A 22,245-nucleotide genomic window follows, 5' to 3' on the forward strand; every position below is an offset into this window, starting at 1 on the left:
GCCAGGCGGCGCGCCCGCCGCGTCAGGCCGCGCGCCGCCGCCCGTAGAGCGAGATCACGATCAGGATGATCGCGCCATAGATGAGCTGCTGGATGTTGGCGCCCAGGTTGAGCACGGTCACGAGCGTCGACACCTGCCCGAGCACGAGCGCGCCGCCGACGGTGCCCACCACCGAGCCGCGCCCACCGAAGATCGACGCGCCACCCACCACGACCGCCGCGACCGACGCGAGCAGGTAGCTCGCCCCCATCGTGGCCGACGCCTGCTGGTAGTAGCCCACGATCACGATGCCGGCGAAGGCCGCCAGCAGACCGCTCAGCATGTAGCCGGTGATGCGGATGCGATCGACCGGCAGCCCCGCGAGCCGGGCCGTCTCGGCGGCCGAGCCGACGACGAAGAGCGACCTGCCCCATCCGGTGAACGACAGCACGAGTTGCAGCACCACCATCAGGGCGAGCCCGAGGGGCAGCACGGCCGCCATCGAGATGCCGAACACCGAGATCTTCGCCGAGGTGATGGCGATGACGAAGTCGGGCGTGACCGTGAGCTCCGAGAAGTTGAACGCGAGCAGGATGACGCCGAAGAGCAACCCGTTCATGGCGATCGTCGTCACGATGGGGGTCAGCCCGAGCTTCGAGATGACGACGCCGTTGAAGAACCCGATCACGGCGCCGGCGGCCAGCGCGGCCACGAACGCCCCCACCGGGCCGAGCGGCCCGACGAGCGTGAGGAACGCCAGCGCCGAGAACCCGATGGTGTTGGGCACCGACAGGTCGATGCCGGCCTGGATGACCGCGATCGTCTGCCCGAACGACGCGATCGCCAGGATGATGGCGAACGTCGCCGTGCCGATGAGCGAGTCGATGGTGATGAGGTTCGGCCGGATGATGCCGCCAATGCCGAACAGCACCAGGAACGCCAGCAGCGGCCACACGCTCCGCGGAACCCGCGAGAGGAACGAGGCGTGCGATCCCCGCGGCGACTCCGGTGCCGAGCCGCCGACGCCCTCCGCGCGATCGATGCCCGCGGGGCTCGTGTCGACGCCGGGCGCGGTGCCGAGCGGTCCGGTCGAGGCCGGCGTGCCGACCGTGTCGGGAGCGGATGTTCCGGGCGTGGTCACGAGCGTGCCCCCTTCGCGAAGAACGCGACCCTTCGCCACACGACGGGGATGCCCACGACGGCGACGATGATGAGCGCGCTGATGACGTATTGCCAATAGGAGTTGACCCCGGCGAAGAACAGCAGGTTGCCGATCAGGCCCAGGGTGCAGGCCGCGAGGATGGTGCCGATGATGCTGCCCTTGCCGCCGGTGAACGCCGCTCCTGCCAGAGCGACCGCGGCGATCGAGCTGAGCAGGTAGGGGTCGCCCGAACGCGGGTCTCCGGTGACGGTCGACGACGCGAGCATCATGGCCCCGAAGCTCGTCACGACCCCGGCGAGCCCGAAGGCGAGCAGTTTCGTCAGGCGCGCGTTGATGCCCGCGGCGCGCACGCTCTCCATGTTCGACCCGACGCCGTAGATGTGCCGGCCGAGTGCGGTGCGCTGCAGCAGCAGCCAGAGCAGCACCGCGATCACCGCGAGCCACACCAGCGACACCGGCACGAACGGCACCAGCTCGCCGCTCGTGGCGAGGTAGATCTCCTTGGTCACGCCGCCCCCCGGCCGGTCGAGCACCTCGCGGGCGATCGAGCCGAAGATGAAGGCGCTCGCGAGCGTCACGGCGATCGCGGGCAGCCCGGCATACGCCACCAGCACGCCGTTGAACAGTCCGCAGGCGAGCCCCACGCCCACCGACAGCAGAATCGCGACCGGCACCGGCAGGTGCTCGAGCTGCGTGGCGAACACCACGTTGCACAGGCTCATGATGGCGCCGATCGAGATGTCGATGCCTCCCACCAGCACCACGATCAGCTGGCCGAGCGCCACGAGCGCGAGCGGCACCACGAGGTTCGACGCCGTCTGCAACTGGAACCGCGTGAGCAGCTCGGGGTTGATGATGACGTAGACCACGAAGAACACCACGAATGCGGCGATGGGCGCGATGGCCCCTTCCCGGCGCAACCGCACCACGCCGGTGCTGTTCCAGAAACGGGGTCCGGATGCCGCGGCGGCGGGCTTCGGGGCGACCGGCGGTGCCGGGGGAGCGGTGACACTCACGACGCCACCCCCTCGGTGGTCAGGTTGAGGCTGCCGGTGGCGCCGACCGCGGCGCCGACCACGGCATCCGCCGTCAGCCGGTCGCCGATCAGTTCGTCGGCCACCGCACCCTGATAGAGCACGACGACCCGATGGCACACGTGCACGAGTTCCTCCACTTCGGTCGAGAACCAGAGGATGCCGACCCCCTCTTTCGCGAGGTCGACGATGGCCCGGTAGAGCTCCTGCTTGGCCCGCACATCGATGCCGCGGGTGGGGTCGTGCAGCAGCACGACCCGGCGCGACCTGTCCATCCAGCGCCCGAACACGAGCTTCTGCTGGTTGCCGCCGGAGAGCGAGCCGGCGAGCTCGTTCGGCCCCCGGGTGCGCACCGAGAGGGCCTTCAGGATGCCGTCGATCCATCCGCGTTCCTGCGCCAGGCGCGGCCTGCCGCCCAGCTGGTAGGCCTTGAACCACGGCGCGAGCAGGTTCTCGCCCACGCTCATCTCGAGCGCGAGCCCCTCGCGCTTGCGGTCTTCGGGAACGTAGCCGAGGCCGAGCCGCACCGAGCGCACCGGGTTGGTGCGCGAGATCGAGCGGCCGGCCACCGTCCACGAGTCGGCCACGGCGGGTGCCGCGCCGAACAGCGCTCGCAGCAGCTCCGCCTGGCCGTGGCCCTGCAGGCCGCCGATGCCGAGGATCTCGCCCGCCCCGAGCTCGAGGTCGATGCCCCGCAGGCCCTCGGAACGCAGGTCGGTGACCGACAGCGCCACGGCATCCGTCGTCCGCTCGGGCGGATCGGGGAAGAACCGTTCCGCCGCGCGTCCGGCCATGAGCGAGATGAGCTCGTCGTCGGTCCAGTCGCCGCGCACGAACTCGCCGGCCACGAGGCCGTCGCGCAGCACCGTGCCGCGGTCGGCGATCTGCGCGATCTCACCGAGCCGGTGCGACACGTAGATCACGCTGCCGCCCTCGGCGGTGAGTTCGCGGATACGGGCGAACAGCCACTCGACCCCGGGCGGGGTGAGTGCCGACGACGCCTCGTCGAGAATGAGCAGCTTGGGTCGCCCGGCCAGCGCCCGCGCGATCTCGACCAGTTGCCGGTCGGCGAGTGAGAGGGTGCTGACCGCGGCGCGCGGATCGATGCGCGACAGGTGCAGCGACTCGAGCAGAGCGGATGCCGCGGCCACCGCCTTCTTCTGCGAGAACCCCTTGAGGGGAGCCCCGTCGGGCAGCGAGAGGTTCTCGGCAACGGTCCAGTCGGGCACGAGCGCGAGTTCCTGGAACGCGCAGCGCACACCCGACAGACGCGACTGCCTGACGCTGCCCGAGGCGAGGGGCTCTCCGTCGACCGTGATGGTTCCGGATGTCGGCGCCACCGCTCCGGCGAGCATCTTGGCGACCGTGCTCTTGCCGGCTCCGTTCTCGCCCACCAGGGCGAGAACTTCACCGGGGTTGCAATGGAAGGTCACGCCGCGAACGGCTTTGACCGGTCCATAGGTCTTCACCAGATCGGTGGCGACCAACAGCGAATCCGTCACAGTCGATCTCCTAGGAACCCGAGTAGTACTTCATGACGTCGTCGAGAGTCAGGTCGAGTCCCGGGAAGTCGTAGCCGAGCTGGAAGTTGGCCGGCTTGTCGTCGAGGCAGTAGTCGGCGGCGTTGTCAGCGGTGATCTCGAGGGGCGGGAAGTACTGCTCCTTCTCGATCTCGTTGCCCTCGAGCAGCTGAACGGCCTGCTCGAGGCCCTTGGCGTAGATGGCGGGCTGGCCGAAGACCATGTCGCCCTTCAGGCCGTCGGCCGAGTACTTGGTGAGCGTGCATGCCTCGCCGTTGTAGCCCGAGCCGCCCACGACCGGCACGAAGTCGAGTCCGGCGGCCTTGAAGGCCTCCGGCACGCCCTGGCCACCGGTGAGGAACGAGTAGACGCCGCCGATGTCGGGGTTGGAACGCAGGATGCTCGACATCGCCTCCTGGGCGGTCGCCTCGTTCCAGCCGTTGGTGTCCTGCGCGACGACGGTGGCGCCGCCCTTCTCCAGGGCGTCGATCACGCCGGGCATCGAGCCCTCGTTGAGCGGCACGCCCGCGAGGCCCTCGAGCACCGCGATGTTCTTGTTCTCGCCGAGGTTGGCGAGCAGCCAGTCGGCGCCCGTGGTGCCGGCGTTCGCCCAGTCGGTCGACACGACGTAGACGTCGTCGCTGTCGTAGGGTCCGCCGTTGGCGATCACCGGGATGCCCTGCGCGCTCGCCTGGGTGATGGCGGCGTCGGCTCCGGAGGAGGACGCGGGGTCGAAGAGGATGAGGTCGACGCCGTCGGCGATGAGGTTCTGCATCGCGGCGTTCTGCTGGGCGGCGTCGTTGTCGTTCGTGCGAACGATCTTGAGCTCGACCTTGTCTTTGTATTCGGGGCTGTTGGCGAGGGCCTGCAGCGAGGCGAGGCCCATCTCGCGCCAGGCCTGGCCACCGAGGGGCTGCTCGAAGCCGATGACGAACTTGCCGTCGCCTCCGGCGGCGTCGGACGAGCCGCCCTCTGCCGGAGCACTGGTACAACCCGCGAGGAGCACGAGCGACGAGAGGCCGGCGACCATGGCCGCACCCCTCGTGAAACGGATGCGCTGTGAACTGTGCATGGATTTCTCCCTTGAAATCGGATGTGTGTTGGCACGTTAGCGCAAAAATGGCAGCGCTACCAGTAGCGCTATCAATTTCTATGCGACTATGGTGATCGAGATCGTCGCAACGACGCGATTGGAGAAAACGTGACACCCCCGACCAGCACCGCGGCCGACATCCGGCCCGACGTCGACATCCGTGCCCGCACGCACCGCATCGGCTGCATCGGCGCCGGAGCGATCATGGCCGACCAGCATCTCGAGGCCTACCGGATCGCCGGTTTCCCGGTGGTCGCCATCGCCTCGCGCACCGAGGCCAACGCCCGGGCGGTCGCGGAGCGCTACGGCATCCCGACCGTGCACCCCACCCCCGAAGACCTGATCGCCGACCCCGACATCGAGATCGTCGACATCGCCTATCCGCCCGACCTGCAGCCCGCGCTCATCCGTGCGGCGCTGGCCCAGCCGCACGTGAAGGCCGTGCTCGCGCAGAAGCCGCTCGCGCTCGACCTCGACGAGGCGCTCGCGCTGCGCGACGAGGCCGCGGCGGCCGGCAAGATCCTCTCGGTGAACCAGAACATGCGCTTCGACCAGTCGATCCGGGTGCTCAAGCAGCTGCTCGACGCCGGCGCGCTCGGCGACCCGGTGTTCGCCCAGATCGACATGCACGCGGTGCCGCACTGGCAGGGCTTCCTGGCCGGCTACGACCGGTTGACGCTCGCGAACATGAGCGTGCACCACCTCGACGCGCTGCGCTACCTCTTCGGCGACCCGAGCGAGATCACCACCGTGGTGCGCGCCGACCCGCGCACCGCCTTCGAGCACGAAGACGGCATCGTGGTGTCGACGCTGCGGTTTCCGGGCGACGTCTTGGCGCTCAGCGTCGAGGACGTCTGGGGCGGCCCGCGCGAGGAGGGGTTCGACGACGACTTCTACATCAAATGGCGGGTCGAGGGCACGAAGGGCATCGCCCAGGGCACCATCGGCTGGCCGCACGGCGTGCCGTCGACCATCCGCTACGCCTCGCAGCTCACCACGGGCGGGGCCTGGGTCGAGCCGAGCTGGGACACGCACTGGTTCCCCCACGCGTTCATCGGCGTGATGGAGCAGGTGCAGTACGCCGTCGACACGGCGTCGGCGCCCGAGCTCTCGGTGGCCGACAACGTCAAGACGATGGCACTGATCGAGGCGGGCTACCGCTCGATCGCCGAGAAGCGGCCCGTGCGCCTCGACGAATTCACTCTCTGAACACCCGACACCACTTCATTCGAACAGCGAACAGCGAACACGAACAAGGAGCAATGACGCCATGATCCAGCTGGGCATCTTCACCGCCTACTACCCCTACGACCTGAAGACGACCGCGGAGAAGATCCGCGCCCACGGCTTCAACACCGTGCAGCTCGACCTGCACTTCAAAGACCTCGACCTCTCCGCAGGCCAGATCACGAAGGAGAAGGCGAAGCTCGTCAGCGACACCTTCCGCGACCACGACCTGCCGATCTCGGCCATCTCGGGCTACACGAACATCGTTCATCCCGACCCCGAGCACCGCAAGGCGAACGTCGAATACCTGAAGGAGATCATCCGCAACGCCCGCAACTTCGGCAGCAAGTACGTCATCAGCGAGTCGGGCACCTTCAACCCCGAGAGCGAATGGGACCACGACCCGCACAACCGCTCCGAAGACGCCTACGAGCAGGTGCGCACCGTGCTGGCCGAGCTGGCCCAAGAGGCCTACGACCACGGCGCCACGTTCCTGCTCGAGACCTACGTGAACAACGTCATCGGCTCGGTGCGCGAGACGGTGCGCGTGTTCAACGACATCCGCACACCCGGCCTCGAACTGCTGATGGACCCCACGAACTACTTCGACGCCACCAACATCGACGACCAGGCGCTCGTGCTCAACGAGGTGTTCGACACCCTCGGCGACCGCGTGCGGGTGGCCCACGCCAAAGACGTCAAGCGAGCGGGCGACGACAAGAGCGAGAAGCACGCCGACATCGGTGACGACGACGCGCTGGCGTCGCACACCTTCCGTGGTGTCGGCGAGATCGAGCTGCCGGCCGCCGGCCTCGGCTCGCTCGACTACGAGCTCTACCTGCAGCGCCTGTCGGAGCTGAGCCCCAACGCTCCGCTCATCATCGAGCACCTCGACGAGAGCGACATCCCGCGGGCCAAGCAGTTCGTCGTGGATATCCTCAAGAAATACACGATCTGAGCATGACGGGGAACGGTGTGACGGGGAGCGACGTGCCATACGAGAAGGTAGCGGTGATCACGGGCGCCGGCGGTGCGCTCGGGCGGGCGACGGCGTTGCGGCTGGGGGCGGATGGCTTCGCCATCGGGGCCCTGGGCCGCAAGAGCGGCGAGCTCGACGAGACGGCCGCCCAGCTCGTAGCCGAGGGGGTGCCGGTGCGGGTGCTCGAAGTCGACCTGCGCGACGCCCAGGCGATCGAGGCGGCCATCACCGCCACGAATGCCGACTTCGGCCCGGTCGAGGCTCTCGTGAACAACGCGGCGATCTACCCCAGCACACCGTTCCTCGACATCCCGCTCGCGGAATACGACGACGTGGTGACCGTGAACCAGCGCGGCTACTTCTACGCCGCCCAGGTCGCAGCCCGCTCGATGGTGGAGCGGCGCTCCGGGGCCATCGTCAACGTCGGTTCGATCACCTGGAACGGCGGCTGGTCGAACCTGGCCAGCTACGTGTCGACGAAGGGTGCGGCCGTCGCGCTCACCCGGGCGCTGGCCCGGGAGCTCGGCGAGTTCGGGGTGCGCGTCAACGCCGTGTCGCCCGGTGCCTTCCCCACGAAGGCCGAGGAGATCCAGGGCGATGCCGCCGAGTACTCCGCCCACGTCATCGAGCACCAGGCGCTGAAGCGCCGGGGAACGGATGCCGAGCTGGCCGCGGTGGTCGCCTTTCTGGTGGGCCCGGATTCGTCGTTCGTGACGGGCCAGACCATCAACGTCGACGGCGGATGGATCATGAAATGAGGGGCACCCTATGAACATCTTCGGCCGCGACCTCTCGCGCGACGAACTCGAACGCCGCACCGGCGACCTGTCGGCGGTGGCCGGCATCCGTCAGATGGTGCTCGACAACGGCGTGGAGCGGGGCGTGCGCGCCATCGATCTGCGCACCGCATCGGGCCTCGAGCTCGAGGTGCTCGTCGACCGGGCGTTCGACCTCGGCTCGGCCCGCTTCCGGGGCGTGCCGCTCGGCTGGCGATCGGGCAACGGATTCCGCCACCCCGGGTTGCACGAGCACACCGACGAGGGCGGGCTCTCGTGGCTGCGGGCCCTCGACGGGCTGCTCGTGTCGGGCGGCCTCGACCACACCCTCTTCGGCGGCTCGGTGGATGCCACACGCTACGCCTACCCGCCCAAGCAGACCGTGTCGCACGGCTTGCACGGGCGGCTCACCGCGATTCCGGCCCGCCTGCTCGAGGCGCGCGAGGTGGTGACGACGGATGCCGCGGGGGCGGCTTCGTCGGTGCTGCGGGTCGTGGGCGAAGTGGTGCAGGCCACCTCGTTCGGCGAGCACCTGCGGCTGACCCGCACCATCGAACTCGACTTCGACGGGCGCGAGATCCGGCTGCACGACGTGGTCGACAACCTCGGGTTCGAGACCACGCCGCACATGTTCCTCTACCACCTCAACTTCGGCTGGCCCTTCGTCGACGAGGGCACGGAGTTCGTGGCGCCGATCGCGTCGACGCTCTGGGCCTCCGACTCCACCACCCAGCAGGGCGTGTCGTATCGCACGCTGCCCGAGCCCCAGCAGGGCTTCGTCGAGCAGGTCTACGAGCACGAGATCGTGCCCGACGCCGAGGGGCGCAACCACGTGGCGCTGCTCGCGGCCGACAAGACGATCGGCGTCGAGGTGTCGTGGACCGCGGCGGGGATGCCGCACTTCTTCGAGTGGCAGAATCTGCGCAACGGGCAGTACGCCGTCGGTCTCGAGCCGTCGACGCACCACGTCGACGGCGATGGTTCCGCCCGCGACGACGGGTCGATGATCTGGCTCGAGCACGGCGACTCGCGCACCTACGACACCACGATCAGGGTGCTCGAGGGCGCCGCCGAGGTCGATGCCGCTCGCGCCGGCATCCGTTCGATCGCGGATCAGCCCGAGTAGGGAGGGTGCTCGATGTCGTCGAACTCTCGCACTGATAGGCTTATGTTAGCGCTGCCATCATCATCGTCGATGCGTGTCGCAGCCCGTGAAGAACGAAGGACCGATCATGACTGACGCCACTGCCCAGGCCGCTCCGGCCGACTCGACCGCTGCCCCGGAGGTGCTCTCGGGCATCCGGGTGCTCGACTGCTCGATCGCGATGGCGGGCCCGTTCGCGGCGCAACGCCTCGGCGACCTCGGCGCCGACGTCATCAAGGTCGAGCCGACGACCGGGGAGTGGCAGCGGCACGCAGCGGCGGGCGGGGCCACCGGCAACCGCATCAACGTGTCGTTCCTGTCGCTCAACCGCAACAAGCGCTCCATCGCCATCGACCTCAAGGCGGCCGAGGGCAAAGAGATCCTCTACGACCTCGTCAAGACGGCCGACGTCTTCCTGCAGAACTACCGCCCCGGCGTGGCCGCGCGCCTCGGGGTCGACTACGAGACGCTGCGCGCGCTCAACCCGTCGCTCGTCTACGTGTCGATCTCGGGCTACGGCGAAGACGGCCCCTACCGCAACCGCCCCGGGCAAGACCTGCTGCTGCAGGCGATGAGCGGGGCCATGCTCTCCTCCGGCAGCCGTGGCCACGCGCCGACGCCGGCCGGGCAGTACCTCGTCGACGCCGTCACCGCGTCGACGGCGTTCGAGGGCGTGCTCGCCGCGCTCTTCCACCGCGAGCGCACCGGCCAGGGACAGCTCGTGTCGATCAACATGCTCGACGCCATCACCACCCTGCAGATGCAGGAGCTCTCGGTGTTCACCGTGGGCAAGGTGGCGCAGACCCGGGGAGAGCAACCGCACGCGCACGTCTACATCCGCGCGCCCTACGGCACCTTCTCCACCACCGACGGCTACATCGCGCTGGCCATGCCCGACCTGCACACGCTCGGCGAGGTGATCGGGGAGCCCCGGTTCCTCGGCATGGACACCGAGACCGACAGCTGGGCGCACCGCGACGAGATCTTCGAGAAGACCGCTGCCCGCCTCGCCACCGAGTCGACCGAGCACTGGCTGACGGCGCTGGGCGCGGCGGGCATCTGGGCGGGGCCGGTCTACGACTACCAAGACCTCGTCGACGACGAGCAGATCATCCACAACGGCACTTTCATCGAATACGAGCACCCGACCGAGGGGCTCGTGAAGACGCCCGGCTTTCCCTACAAGCTCTCGGAGACACCCGCCCGCATCGATCGCGGGGCGCCGCTCGCGGGCGAGCACACCCGGGAGATCCTGGTCGAGCTCGGGCTCGGCGACGACCGCGTCGACGAACTGCTGGGAGCCGGGGTGGTGGCGGCCGACACGATCGACGGCGGCGCGAGCGGGGCGCAGGCCGGCGAGCCGGTGACGGATGCCGCGGCCGCAGTCGCCGCGGGGGAGCGCGCGTGACCAGCTACCGCGGCATCACCTGGAACCACCCCCGCGGCAAGAACGCCCTGCTCGCGGCGGCGGCCGAGGCGCGGGCTGCCGGAAGCCTCGACATCGAGTGGCAGGCCCACTCGCTCGAGCACTTCGAGTCGCATCCGATCGACGACCTGGCGCAGAACTTCGACCTCATCGTGCTCGACCACCCGCACCTCGGCGAGGCGCTCGCGCTGGGGTCGTTGCAGCCCCTCGACGCCGTGGTCGGCCCCGAGCGCATCGCCGCCTGGGCGAGCGAGTCGGTGGGCCCCTCGTTCTCGTCCTACTCCGCCGGCGGATCGCAGTGGGCGCTGCCCCTCGACGCCGCCACCCAGGTCGCGGTGCACAAGCCGGCCCTGCTCGACCCGGCCGACGTGCCGGCCACCTGGCCCGACGTCGAGGCGCTCGCCGCCTCGGGGCGCGTGCCCGTCGCCCTCTCCCTCGCCGGGCCGCACGCCTTCCTTACCTTCGCCTCGGCCTGCGTCGCGTTCGGCGACGCCGTCGGGGGCCCGGATGCCGCCGCGCTCCCGCCGGGCGACGACGGGTTCGTCGCGACCGCCACCGGCATCCGCGTACTCGAGCTGATGCGCGACATCGCCTCGCGGGCACCGGCCGGCAGCGACACCTGGAACCCGATCGCCCTGCTGCAGCGCATGACCGACACCGACGAGGTGGGCTACTGCCCGCTCGTGTACGGCTACGTCAACTACTCGTCGCCCGACCTGCGGTTCGCCGACGCCCCCGCGGCCGCGCCCGGCGGCCGGCGCGGGTCGACCATCGGCGGCACCGGGCTCGCTCTCAGCGCCCGCGCCCGGGTCACCCCCGAACTCGTCGAGCACATCGAGTGGCTGATGTCGCCCGACGCGCAGGCGCGGTTCATCCCGCAGCACGACGGCCAGCCCTCGGCGCGGGCGGCATGGCTCGACCCCGAGGTCAACCACGCGAGCCACGACTTCTACCGCGGCACCCTCGCCACGCTCGACGACTCGTGGGTGCGCCCGCGCTTCTCGGGCTACATCGCGTTCCAGTCCCACGCGTCGGCCGTCATCCGCGATGTCGTCGCCGGCCGCGTGCCCGTGCCCGCGGGCCTCGCCGAGCTGCGCGAGGCTTATAGCCACGCCCTGGCGGCGTCGAGAAGTCACGATCGGGTGCCCAACGACGCCTTTGCACCGCAAAATGACTTCTCGATGGGCGCTGCGCGCCCTCGACCTCAGGAAAGGGTCTGATCATGACCGCCACCGCCCCCGTGCTCGCCACCGACGAGATCGTGTTCGAACTCGACGGCCAGGTCGCCGTCGTCACCCTCAACCGGCCGGCGAAACTCAACTCGGTCACGCAGGAGATGTCCGACGCGCTCGTCGAGATCGCCGAGTGGGCCAACGACAGCAACGACGTGCGGGCCGTGGTGCTCACGGGCGCCGGCGAGCGGGCCTTCTGCGCGGGCAGCGACATCCGTTCGCTCGACAAGTACGCCACGCCGTGGGACTTCCGCAACCGCGGCGACTACTGCGACGCCCTGCGGCTGCTGCGCAAGCCGATCATCGCGGCCGTCAACGGCTACGCCTTCGGCGGCGGGCTCGAGACGGCGATGACCTGCGACATCCGGCTGGCCTCGACCACGGCGTCGTTCGCGGCCCCCGAGATCAAGCTCGGCTGGATCGGCGGGGGCGGCATGAGCACGTTCCTCGCCCATTCGATCGGCGCGAGCAATGCCGCGCTGATGCTGATGACGGGCGATCCGATCGACGCCCAGCGTGCTCTCGCCTGGGGCCTCGTGTCGGAGCTCACGGAACCCGACGCCCTGCTCGGCCGCGCGATCGAGCTCGCCCGCACCATCGCGTCGCGCCCGCCGATCGCGGCCGAGACCGCCAAGGCCAACCTGCGGGCCGCCTACAACCTGCCGCAGGATGCCGCCATCGCCTACGAGCGCGACCTGCAGACGGTGACCTTCGCCACGGATGACGCGGCCGAGGGTCGGGCCGCGTTCGCCGAGAAGCGTGCCGGGGTGTTCCACCGCCGATGAACGCGTTGCTGCCTGCCGCCTCTCCGAGCGCCGCCGCCGCGGCTGCGGTCGCGCCGCGTGCCGCCGCCGTGCCCGCGCCGTGTGTCGCGGCGCGGGCGCTTTACGCTTGCACCCGAGCGCCGGCCGGCGACACGCCCGCGCGCACCACCACCGCTGACCGCCGCCCCACCACGACTAACGCGAGCCTCACCACTACCACTGCCCGCGGGACCACCGCCGCCCGCACCACGACCGACCGCACCACGACGATGGAGTCACGATGACCGACCGAGACACGAGCACCGCCGGCCCCACCAGCACGGCCTGGGCCGGGCCGGCCTCGCGGGCGCTGCCCGCCGACGGCTACACCGGAACGCTGATCGCCCGCGTGTGGGATCCGGCGGCCGGCCCCACCGGCGGCCCGTCGCCCGTGCTGGTGCGCGCCGACGGCGTGTTCGACCTCAGCGGCACCTTCGCCACCGTGAGCGACCTCGCCGAGGCCCCCGACCCCGCGGCGGCGGCCCGCCTCGCGGCCGACGACGGTGTGCGCCTCGGCGGTTTCGATGAGATCTACGCCAACACCGCGGCATCCACCCGCGACGCCGGCCGCCCCTGGCTGCTCGCTCCGGTCGACCTGCAGACCCTCAAGGCCGCGGGCGTCACGTTCGCGGTGTCGATGATCGAGCGCGTGATCGAAGAACGCGTGCGCGGCGACATCGAGGCCGCCGCCCGCATGCGCGGCAGCATCCTCGACCAGATCGGCGCCGACCTGCACGAGATCAAGCCCGGGTCGCCCGAGGCGATCGCCCTGAAGAAGTACCTCGTCGACGAGGGTCTGTGGAGCCAGTACCTCGAGGTGGGCATCGGCCCCGACGCCGAGATCTTCACCAAGGCGCCCACGCTCGCCGCCGTCGGCACCGCCGCCCAGGTGGGCGTGCTCTCGACCTCGCTCTGGAACAACCCCGAGCCCGAGGTCGCGCTCGTCATCGACTCCTCGGGCCGCATCGTGGGCACCACCCTCGGCAACGACGTGAACCTGCGCGACGTCGAGGGCCGCTCGGCCCTGCTGCTGCCGAAGGCGAAAGACAACAACGCCTCGTGCGCTCTCGGCCCGTTCCTGCGCCTGTTCGACGACAGCTTCGACCTCGACGCGGTGCGGCGGATGCGCGTGACCCTAGAGATCGACGGCGGAGAGGGCGGCGACGGTTTCCACCTCGACGGCACCTCGGAGATGGCGCAGATCAGCCGCGATCCCGTCGATCTGGTGGCGCAGCTGACGGGCCCGCAGCACCAGTATCCGGATGGCGCGGTGCTCATGCTCGGCACCATGTTCGCGCCCATCGTCGACCGCGACGAGACCGATCGCGGCTTCACGCACAAGGCCGGTGACGTCGTGCGGATCTCGTCCGACGAACTGGGTAGTCTGGTCAACCAGGTCGAGGAGAGTGAGAGGTGCGAACCGTGGGAGTTCGGAATCGGCTCGCTGATGAAGAATCTCGCGAGCCGGAACCTGTTGTGACCGGCGAGGGCCGCGCCGCCCTCGCCCTCGACGACGGCGGAGTCACCGATGCGGGTGCGGGGCTCGAGGGCGGCGCGTCCTCGAGTGTTGGGGTGGGTGTTGGGGTCGGTGTCGGCTCCGGCCCGCGCCAGACGCGCCGCTCCACCAACACGGTGACGCTGACGGATGTCGCCCAGCACGCCCGCGTCTCGCCGCAGACGGTGTCGCGCTCGATCCGTTCCCCCGAACTCGTGTCGGAGTTCACGCTCGAGCGCGTGCGCAACTCGATCGCCGAGACCGGCTACGTGCCGAACCTGGCCGCCTCGAACCTCGCCTCGAACCGCAGCATGACGGTGGCGGCCGTCATCCCCGCGGTCTCGGCGTCGGTGTTCGCCGACGCGCTGCACGGACTCGAAGAGGTGCTCTCGCCCGCCGGCTACCAGCTCTTCATCGGCTCGACCGACTACCGCCCCTCGCACGAAGAAGAGCTCGTGCGCGCTCTGCTCGGCCGCCGGCCCGACGGCATCTTCATCGTGGGCACCAAGCACTCGCCGAACACGACGCACCTGCTGCGCGAGTCGCGCGTGCCCGTGGTCGAGGCCTGGGATCTCACCGACGATCCCATCGACAGCGTCGTCGGCTTCTCGAACCGCGACGCGATCAGCGCGCTCGTGCAGTTCGCGGTGACGCGCGGCTACGCGCATCCGACGTTCGCCGGGTCGTTCCAGACCGGTGACTTCCGTGCCATCGCCCGGCGCGGAGCGTTCGAGGACTCGGTGCGCGAGCTCTACCCGGGCGAGCCCATCCGGGTCGTCGACTCCGGCACGGCGACCGTCGACTTCGAGACCGGGCGGCGCCTGCTCGACGAGACGCTCACCACCTACCCCGAGACCGACGTGCTCATGTTCGCGAGCGACGTGTTCGCGGCCGGCGCGGTGCTCGAGTGCGCGCGCCGCGGCATCCGGATTCCCGGCGACATCGCCATCACGGGGTTCGGCGACTTCGAGATCAGCCGCCACCTCGTGCCCACCCTCACCACCGTCGCCGTGCCGAACCGCCAGATCGGAACAATCGCAGGCGAATTGCTGTTGGCCCGCATGACGCATCGACCGGTCGAGAACTCCGAGCTCGATCTGGGGTTCTCGGTGGTCGCGCGCGAGAGTGCGTGAGCCGCTTCGCGCCCCGGATGCCCCGCCCGCCACACGCCACGCACGATCAGTTCTGCCCCGCCACACGCTCCGCCCGCCACTTGCTTCACCCCGCAGCTTGCTCCACCCCCGCCACACGCTCCACCCCGCCAGACCCTCCGACGAAGGAACAGACATGTTGACCACCACGAATCCCCGAACCGGTGTTAGCGCTGCCACCGAGTTGAAGCCCACGAGCCTCGAGGGCGTGGATGCCGCCGCCCGGCGCGCGGCCGGCGCCGCGCTCGAGCTGCAGTCGCGCGGGCGCGAGTTCCGGGCGCAGTTGCTCGACGCCATGGCCGCCTCGGTCGAGAACGCCCGCGAACGGCTGGTCGCGACCGCCGACGCCGAGACCGGGCTCGGCGCGGCGCGCCTGAACGGCGAGGTGTCGCGCAGTGCCTTCCAGTTCTCGCTCTTCGCCGAAGCCGTGCGCGAGGGCAGCTTCATCGAGGCCATGATCGACCACGCCGGTGACACCCCGCTCGGCGCGGCCCCCGACGTGCGGCGCATGCTCGTGTCGATCGGTCCGGTCGCGGTGTTCGGCTCGAGCAACTTCCCGTTCGCCTTCTCAGTGCTGGGCGGTGACACCGCCTCGGCCATCGCCGCCGGGTCACCCGTGGTGATCAAGGCGCACGGCTCGCACCTGCTCACCTCGCAGCTCTCGTTCGACGTGCTGCAAGCGGCGGCGGATGCCGTGGGCGCCCCTCCCGGAACCTTCGGCATCGTCTACGGCCAAGACGCCGGACTCGCGCTCGTGAAGCACCCCGCCATCAAGGCGGCGAGCTTCACGGGCTCACTGTTCGCGGCCGAGTCGCTGCAGTCGGCCATCAACACGCGGCCCGACCCCATCCCGTTCTTCGGCGAGCTGTCGAGCATCAACCCGCTCGTGGTCACGCCGGGTGCCGTCTCGGCCCGGGGCGCCGAGATCGCGTCGGGGCTGTTCACCTCGTTCACCGGTTCGGCCGGGCAGCTCTGCACCAAGCCCGGCATCGCCTTCATCCCCGCGGGCGACGAGGGGCAGGCGCTCGTCGACGAGATCGCGGCCCTCACCTCCGACGCGACGCCGCAGGTGCTGCTCAACTCGCGCATCCGCTCGTCGTTCGGCGAGATCGAGGAGCGGCTGCTGGCCGCCGGAGCCGCCGAGGTGGCGCGGGGCGACGACCCGGTTGTTGACGACGCTGTGGCCGATGACGCTGTGGCCGCCGGGGGGGCCTCGGCCGCGGCATCCGGAGGTTTCACCGTGGCGCCGACGCTGCTCGAGACGACGGCCGCCGACTTCAGCGCCGAGCTCGCCGAGGAGTGCTTCGGGCCGCTGATCGTGGTGGCGCGCTACTCGTCGCTCGACGAGGTGCGGGAGGCGTTCGGGCGCATCCCGAAGTCGCTGACCGCCACGCTGCACGTCGAGGACTCGGAGGCGGATGTCGTGGCCGAGCTCTCGTCGACGCTCGAAGCGAGTGCGGGACGCATCGTGTTCAACGGCTACCCGACCGGCGTTCGGGTCACGTGGGCGCAGCACCACGGCGGATCCTGGCCGTCGACCAACTCGCAGCACACCTCGGTGGGTGTGACGGCGGTGCGGCGCTTCCTGCGCCCCCTGGCCTGGCAGAACGCGCCCGCCGCCGCCCTGCCCGAAGAACTCCGCGACGACTACACCGCCATCCCCCGCCGCGTCGACGGCACCCTCGTGCTCCCCGCCTGACCGGCCGGCCCGCGGGCCGCCGCGCCCGCCGCTACCGCCCGCCCAGCCCACTCCCACCCTCGCGAGAAGTCACAATCTGTGCCAACTCCGCCTCGGAGCGACCACTTCTTGACTTCTCGTCCACTCCCACCCTCGCGAGAAGTCAATATGTGTGGCAACTTCGCCGCCCAATGACCGGTTCTTGACTTCTCGGCGAGGTGGGGAGGCGCCCGGCGCGACGGGGGCGCGACCGGGGGCGCGGCGGGGGTCAGCCCTTGATGGCACCGCCGAGGCCCGCGCTGCGGAGGAAGAGGCGCTGGAAGATCACGAAGAGCGCGATCGGGATGAGGGTCGAGATGGCGAGCGCCGCGAGGTAGACGTCGAGCTCGATGGTCTGCTGCAGCGCGGGCAGCCGCACCGAGAGCGGCTGCATGGCCGGCACGGTGAGCACGAGCATGGGCCAGAGGTAGTCCTTCCACGCGGCGATGATGGCGAACACCGACACCACCCCGATGATGGGGCGCGACATCGGCAGCACGATCGACCAGAACAGCCGGAACGGTCCCGCGCCGTCCATGCGCGCCGCCTCGAAGATCTCGCGCGGCAGGTTGTCGAAGAACCGTTTCATCAGCACCACGTTGAACGCGGATGCCCCGGCCGGCAACCACACCGCCCAGAACGTGTTGAGCAGCGAGGTTCCGATCAGCGGCGGATGCAGGATCGTGAGATAGAGCGGCACGAGCAGCACCACCGCCGGCACGAACAGCGTCGCGAGCACGAGCCCGTAGACGATGCGGCCGTAGCGCGGCTTCAGCACGCTGAGCGCATAGCCGCCGGTCGCCGCCACGACGAGCTGCACCGCCCACGCGCCGGCGGCCACGATCACGGTGTTGAGAAACTGCACGTCGATGTGGATGGTGGTCCACGCGGTGACGAGGTTCTGCCAGTCGATGCCGTTCGGGAAGATCGCCATGGGGGTGCGCAGGGTGTCCTGCGTCGGGGTGACCGCGGCCTTCAGCAGCCAGAGCAGCGGCCCGAGTCCCGCCACCACGAGCAGAGCGAGCAGCACGCCGTGCACCACGCGCGTCGTGCGCCGGATGGAGGGGCGACGGTGGTCGGAGATCGAGATGATTCCGCGATCGCCGGTGCTGCCGGCATCCGGCCCGCCCTGCAGGCGACGAGCACGGCGCCGGTCGCGCCAGCCCCGCCAGCCGTGCCGACCGGGCCCGCCCGGCCCGCCTGGTCCGCCCGGCCCGCGGCCGTCGGAGCCCCCGGATTCCGGCTCGGTCATGACCGTGGCTCCGAGCGGCACGAAGGGCGGAGCCGGAGTGTCGGTGGTCGAGGTCATTCTGAGCTCCATGATTTGGTGAGCCGAAAGTAGATGAGTGAGAACACAGCCAGAAACACCGCGAGCAGCACGCTCAGCGCGGTCGCCGCCCCGTAGTTGCCGCCGAGCGAGTTCTGGAACGCGTAGCGGTAGATGAGCAGCAGGATGGTCGACGTCGAGTTCGCCGGCCCGCCGTTGGTGAACAGGAACGGTTCGAGAAACACCTGCGCCGTGCCGATGATCTGCAGGATGAAGGTGATCAGCAGCACGCCCCGTAGCTGCGGCAGCGTGACGTGCCAGACCTTCTTCCAGATGCCGGCGCCGTCGATCTCGGCCGCGTCGTAGAGATCGGGGCTCACGCTCGTGAGCGCGGCGAGATAGATGATGATGGTGCCGCCCGCTGCGGCCCACGTCGCCTCGAGCACGAGCGAGGGCATCGCGGATGCCGCGCTCTGCAGCCACGGTTGCGGCGGGATGCCCACCCACGACAGCACGGTGTTGAAGGGCCCTGTGGGGTCGGCGTTGTAGAAGACCTTCCAGAGCAGCACCGCGACGACCGGCGGCACGACGACGGGCAGGTAGGCGAGAGCGCTGTAGAGACCGCGCGCCCGCTTCACCTCGCTCATCAGCACCGCGACGACGAGCGGCACGGGGTAGCCGAAGAGCAGCGCGAGCGCCGCGAAGTAGAGCGTGTTGAGCGCGGCCTGGCCGAGCTGCGGATCGGAGAGCACCTTCACGTAGTTGTCGAGCCCGATGAACGTGGCGGGGCTCACCAGGTTGGTCTTCTGCAGGCTCATCACCACCGCTTCGACGATCGGCTTCCACGAGAAGACGCCGAAGATCACCAGCAGCGGCAGCATGAACAGCAGGTTCGAGAGGCCGCCCCGCCGCACCCACGAGACGGGTGAGCGTCTCGGGGTGCGGGCGGGGCGTTCGAGGGTCGACATCAGTCGGCGTCGACCAGAGCCTGCACGTCGGAGTTCGCCTTGGCGAGCAGTGCGTCGATGTCGGCGTTCTGGTCGGTGAGCACGGCCTGCACCACGGTGTCGAGCGCCGCGTAGAGGTCTTGCGTGTGCACCGCCGGCTCACCCACGAGGGTGCGGCCGACGTTGCCCTCGGCGAAGTACGACACCTGGTCCTGCGGCACGTTGATGTAGTCGGCGATCCACTCGCGCGACTGGTCGAGCGTGGCCTGGTCGAAGATCGGCAGCGCCGGGGTGCCGACCGCCTGGTCTTGGTCGGCGAGGATCTTCGCGTCGGCGACCGCGGCATCCTGGTCGACGAGCTTGGCGACGTCGTAGAAGTCGATCCACTTCACCGCGGCGTCTTTCTGCTCGTCGGTCGCCTTCGCGCTCACGACGTTGAGCGTGCCACCGCCCATGATCGCCGCCTCGGGCGAGTCGGTGATGGGGATGGCGGCGAGCCCGTAAATCGCGGGGTCGAGGTTGTTCTCGCGGGTGAGCGACGTGAACAGGTCGGAGCCCGAGGTGTACATGCCGATCTGCCCGGCCGCGAAGGCCTGGTTGATGGTGCCCCAGTCGAAGAGGAAGTTCGAGCCCATCGAGTTGTCCTGCCAGCGCAGCTCCTTGAGGAACTCGAGCGACTCCTTGGTGGCGTCGTTGTCGAGCGTGACGGTGGTGGTGTCGCCCTCGCCCTCCTCCATGCGGCCGCCGCGCGAGACGGTGGCCGCGGTGGTCTGCCAGCCGCCGGTGTTGCTCTGGGTCATCTGCATGTAGCCGGCCTGGCCGGTGGCGTCGGCGATGGCCTTGGCGTCTTCGCGCACCTCGTCCCAGGTGGTGGGCGGGTCGTCGGGGTCGAGCCCGGCCTGCTCGAACAGGTCGCGGTTGTAGTGCAGCCCGATGGCATAGGCCTCGCGGGGGATGCCGTAGATGTTGCCCTGGTCGTCTTGTGCCGTGGCCAGCACGCTGGGGTTGAACTGATCGAAGTAGGGCAGGGCCTCGACCTGGGCGGTGAGGTCGGCGAGCTGACCGTTCGCGATGAGGGTGCGGCCGTCGGTGAGCGGGATGCGGAACACGTCGGGCAGCGTGCCGCCGGCGAGCTGCGCCGTGAAGGTCGTGGCCTTCCACTCGTATTCGACCGGGTCGACGACGATGTCGGGGTTGAGCTTCTCGAACTCGGCCACGCGGGCGTCGAACGCGTCGAAGGCCGCCTGCTCGGTGCCGGGGATGAGGGATGCGACGGAGATGTGGACCTTGCCGTCGTCAGAACCGGCGTCGGCCGAGCAGGCGCTCAGCAGTCCGGCGGAGGCGATGCCGACCGCGACGATCGCGACGGCCTTTCTGGGTGACTTCATCGTCAGTGCCTTTCTCGGTGTGTGGGATGGTGCTGTTGTGGCGGGACGGGGTCAGTGTGGTGGGCGCAGCCAGACGGTGGCGTCGCACGGCAGGCGGTCGCCCTCGAGGTCGGCGCTGGCCAGCAGCACCGCGCTGTGGGCGGGTAGCGCGGCGGGGGAGCTGCCGAAGTTCGTGACGCAGACGACGTCGCCGCGCGAGAACGCGAGCACGCCGGGCGCACTCGGCAGCCACTCGAGCGAGCCGTCGCCCAGGTCGGAGTCGTTCGTGCGCAGTCGCAACGCGGCCCGGTAGAGCGAGAGCATCGAGTGCGGGTCGCGCTCCTGGGCCTCGACGGTGAGCCGCTCCCAGCCCTGCGGCTGGGGCAGCCAGGTGCGCGGGGCGGGCGTGGTGCCGACGGGTGCGCTGAAGCCGTAGGGAGGGTGGTCTCCCGACCAGGGAAGCGGAACGCGGCATCCGTCTCGGCCCGGATCGACCCCGCCCGACCGGTGATGCATCGGGTCGGTGAGCAGGTGCCGGGGAATGTCTTCGACCTCGGGCAGGCCGAGTTCGTCGCCCTGGTAGAGGTAGAGCGAGCCGGGCAGGGCGGCGGTGAGCAGCGCGGCCGCCCGGGCCCGGCGGGTGCCCGAGGCGAGATCGGTGGGCGTGCCGAAGCGCTTGCCGGCGAAGGCGAACGTGCTGTCGGCGCGACCGTAGCGGGTGACCGGCCGGGTGACGTCGTGGTTCGAGAGCACCCACGTGCTCGGCGCCCCCACCGGGGCGTGCGCCGCGAGCATCGTGTCGATCGAGGTGCGCAGCTGCTCGGCGTTCCAGGCCCGGCTCATGAAGTCGAAGTTGAAGGCGGTGTGCATCTCGTCGGGCCGCAGGTAGTTCGCGAAGCGCTCGGCGTCGGGCAGCCAGATCTCGCCCACGAGCACCCGGGTGCCCTCGTAGCCGTCGGCGATGGCCCGCCAGCTGCGGTAGATGTCGTGCAGTTCGTCGCGGTCGGTGTTCGGATGCTGCCCGGGCGCGGGGTTCTCGGGCACCTCGGGCAGGGTCGCGTCTTTCACGAGCAGCGCAGCGGAGTCGATGCGCACGCCCGCGACACCGCGGTCGAACCAGAAGCGCAGGATGCTCTCGTGCTCGCGCCGGGTCTCGGGGTGATCCCAGTTGAGATCGGGCTGCTCGGGGGCGAACAGGTGCAGATACCACTCGCCGGGGGTGCCGTCGGGGTTCGTGGTGCGCGTCCAGGTGGGTCCGCCGAAGTTCGAGACCCAGTCGGTGGGGGGCAGCTCGCCGTGCTCGCCGCGGCCCTCGCGAAACCAGAAGCGCTCGCGGGCGGGGCTGCCGGGCGCCGCGGCGAGGGCCTCTCTGAACCACGGATGCTCATTCGACACGTGGTTCGGAACGATGTCGATGATCGTGCGGATGCCGAGCGCGAGTGCCTCGGCGATGAGCGCCTCCGCCTCGGCCAGGTCGCCGAACGCGGGGTTGATGGCACGGTAGTCGCTGACGTCGTAGCCGCCGTCGGCGAGGGGCGAGGGATACCACGGGGTGAACCAGAGGGCGTCGACGCCGAGGTCTTTGAGGTAGCCGAGCCGGCTGCGCACCCCCGCGAGGTCGCCCGTGCCGTCGCCGTCGGCGTCGGCGAAGCTGCGCACGTAGACCTCGTAGATGACGGCGCTGCGCCACCAGTCGGTGTCCGGCGTGGCGGCAGCGGTGGCCCGCGGGGCGGGCACGGTCTGGGTGTTCACGCGGTCGGGCTCCTCGGCTTCGGTCGTGACGGAGCGCGAGGCTGCGCTGCCGTGCCCCGAATGTAGCCTTCGGAATGCGGACTGCGCAAGAATTCGACAGATAGTAAGCAAGTTAAGTATTCTTGCGGCCGTTTGCGCGGGGGAGGGGCGCGCGGGCTCGCGTCAGGGAGGCCG

The 22,245-nt window shown here is 70.0% G+C and carries 18 protein-coding genes; 10 read left to right on the top strand and 8 right to left on the bottom strand.

Annotation, left to right across the window (positions count from 1 at the left end; all coding sequences use genetic code 11):
• Positions 1 to 22 precede the first annotated feature (22 nt).
• Genes N1032_RS19680 through N1032_RS19695 form a run of 4 tightly spaced genes read right to left on the bottom strand, consistent with a single transcriptional unit; the run spans position 23 to position 4,767 of the window.
• Complete coding sequence (locus tag N1032_RS19680) at positions 23 to 1,120, bottom strand: ABC transporter permease (RefSeq protein WP_259541404.1); 1,098 nt, start codon at positions 1,118 to 1,120, stop codon at positions 23 to 25.
• The gene (locus N1032_RS19685) at positions 1,117 to 2,157 is read right to left on the bottom strand and encodes an ABC transporter permease (RefSeq protein WP_259541406.1); all 1,041 of its coding nucleotides are present in this window, start codon (positions 2,155 to 2,157) and stop codon (positions 1,117 to 1,119) included. Before N1032_RS19685 ends, N1032_RS19680 begins: the two co-directional genes overlap by 4 nt.
• Positions 2,154 to 3,677: a sugar ABC transporter ATP-binding protein gene (locus tag N1032_RS19690; protein WP_259541408.1), complete on the bottom strand. Its 1,524-nt coding sequence runs from the start codon at positions 3,675 to 3,677 to the stop codon at positions 2,154 to 2,156. The genes N1032_RS19685 and N1032_RS19690 overlap by 4 nt, the downstream gene beginning before the upstream one ends.
• Before the next feature lie 10 nt (positions 3,678 to 3,687).
• On the bottom strand, positions 3,688 to 4,767 hold the full coding sequence (locus N1032_RS19695; protein ID WP_259541410.1) for an ABC transporter substrate-binding protein: 1,080 nt from the start codon (positions 4,765 to 4,767) through the stop codon (positions 3,688 to 3,690).
• Positions 4,768 to 4,896: 129 nt separating this feature from the next.
• On the opposite strand from N1032_RS19695, the gene N1032_RS19700 reads away from it, so the two are divergent.
• The 10 genes from N1032_RS19700 (at position 4,897) to N1032_RS19745 (ending at position 16,720) form a co-directional block, all read left to right on the top strand.
• Positions 4,897 to 5,997, top strand: coding sequence for a Gfo/Idh/MocA family protein (locus N1032_RS19700; RefSeq protein ID WP_259541413.1), 1,101 nt, complete (start codon positions 4,897 to 4,899; stop codon positions 5,995 to 5,997).
• Between the two features lie 61 nt (positions 5,998 to 6,058).
• Positions 6,059 to 6,973 (top strand): sugar phosphate isomerase/epimerase family protein, encoded by a 915-nt coding sequence (locus N1032_RS19705; protein WP_259541415.1) that lies wholly within the window; start codon positions 6,059 to 6,061, stop codon positions 6,971 to 6,973.
• A 2-nt stretch (positions 6,974 to 6,975) separates the two neighbouring features.
• The gene (locus N1032_RS19710; protein ID WP_259541417.1) at positions 6,976 to 7,752 is read left to right on the top strand and encodes an SDR family NAD(P)-dependent oxidoreductase; all 777 of its coding nucleotides are present in this window, start codon (positions 6,976 to 6,978) and stop codon (positions 7,750 to 7,752) included.
• 10 nt (positions 7,753 to 7,762) lie between these two features.
• Positions 7,763 to 8,896, top strand: a complete 1,134-nt coding sequence (locus N1032_RS19715) for an aldose 1-epimerase family protein (protein WP_259541420.1) — start codon at positions 7,763 to 7,765, stop codon at positions 8,894 to 8,896.
• A 106-nt stretch (positions 8,897 to 9,002) separates the two neighbouring features.
• Positions 9,003 to 10,322, top strand: coding sequence for a CaiB/BaiF CoA transferase family protein (locus N1032_RS19720; protein WP_259541423.1), 1,320 nt, complete (start codon positions 9,003 to 9,005; stop codon positions 10,320 to 10,322).
• Entirely contained in the window at positions 10,319 to 11,560 is a 1,242-nt protein-coding gene (locus N1032_RS19725; RefSeq protein WP_259541433.1) for a type 2 periplasmic-binding domain-containing protein, read from the top strand. Before N1032_RS19720 ends, N1032_RS19725 begins: the two co-directional genes overlap by 4 nt.
• 2 nt (positions 11,561 to 11,562) lie before the next feature.
• Positions 11,563 to 12,357, top strand: coding sequence for an enoyl-CoA hydratase/isomerase family protein (locus N1032_RS19730; RefSeq protein ID WP_259541435.1), 795 nt, complete (start codon positions 11,563 to 11,565; stop codon positions 12,355 to 12,357).
• Positions 12,358 to 12,616: 259 nt separating this feature from the next.
• A complete protein-coding gene (locus tag N1032_RS19735; RefSeq protein ID WP_259541447.1) occupies positions 12,617 to 13,855 on the top strand; it encodes a fumarylacetoacetate hydrolase family protein in 1,239 nt (412 codons plus the stop codon).
• Positions 13,852 to 15,003 (top strand): LacI family DNA-binding transcriptional regulator, encoded by a 1,152-nt coding sequence (locus N1032_RS19740; RefSeq protein ID WP_259541449.1) that lies wholly within the window; start codon positions 13,852 to 13,854, stop codon positions 15,001 to 15,003. The genes N1032_RS19735 and N1032_RS19740 overlap by 4 nt, the downstream gene beginning before the upstream one ends.
• Positions 15,004 to 15,157: 154 nt before the next feature.
• On the top strand, positions 15,158 to 16,720 hold the full coding sequence (locus N1032_RS19745; protein WP_259541450.1) for an aldehyde dehydrogenase family protein: 1,563 nt from the start codon (positions 15,158 to 15,160) through the stop codon (positions 16,718 to 16,720).
• Between the two features lie 247 nt (positions 16,721 to 16,967).
• On the opposite strand, the gene N1032_RS19750 is transcribed toward N1032_RS19745, so the two are convergent.
• From N1032_RS19750 to N1032_RS19765, 4 genes are read right to left on the bottom strand one after another with little or no spacing between them, the layout of a single operon-like run.
• Positions 16,968 to 18,047, bottom strand: a complete 1,080-nt coding sequence (locus N1032_RS19750; RefSeq protein ID WP_259541452.1) for a carbohydrate ABC transporter permease — start codon at positions 18,045 to 18,047, stop codon at positions 16,968 to 16,970.
• Positions 18,044 to 18,973: a carbohydrate ABC transporter permease gene (locus N1032_RS19755; RefSeq protein ID WP_259541454.1), complete on the bottom strand. Its 930-nt coding sequence runs from the start codon at positions 18,971 to 18,973 to the stop codon at positions 18,044 to 18,046. Before N1032_RS19755 ends, N1032_RS19750 begins: the two co-directional genes overlap by 4 nt.
• Complete coding sequence (locus N1032_RS19760; protein ID WP_259541469.1) at positions 18,973 to 20,340, bottom strand: ABC transporter substrate-binding protein; 1,368 nt, start codon at positions 20,338 to 20,340, stop codon at positions 18,973 to 18,975. Before N1032_RS19760 ends, N1032_RS19755 begins: the two co-directional genes overlap by 1 nt.
• A 51-nt stretch (positions 20,341 to 20,391) precedes the next feature.
• Positions 20,392 to 22,071 carry a glycoside hydrolase family 13 protein gene (locus N1032_RS19765; protein ID WP_259541479.1) on the bottom strand — a complete coding sequence of 560 codons (1,680 nt, stop codon included), beginning with the start codon at positions 22,069 to 22,071 and terminating at the stop codon, positions 20,392 to 20,394.
• Positions 22,072 to 22,245: the final 174 nt, after the last annotated feature.

Source organism: Herbiconiux daphne, assembly GCF_024979295.1.
GTDB classification, from domain to species: Bacteria; Actinomycetota; Actinomycetes; order Actinomycetales; family Microbacteriaceae; genus Herbiconiux; species Herbiconiux daphnes.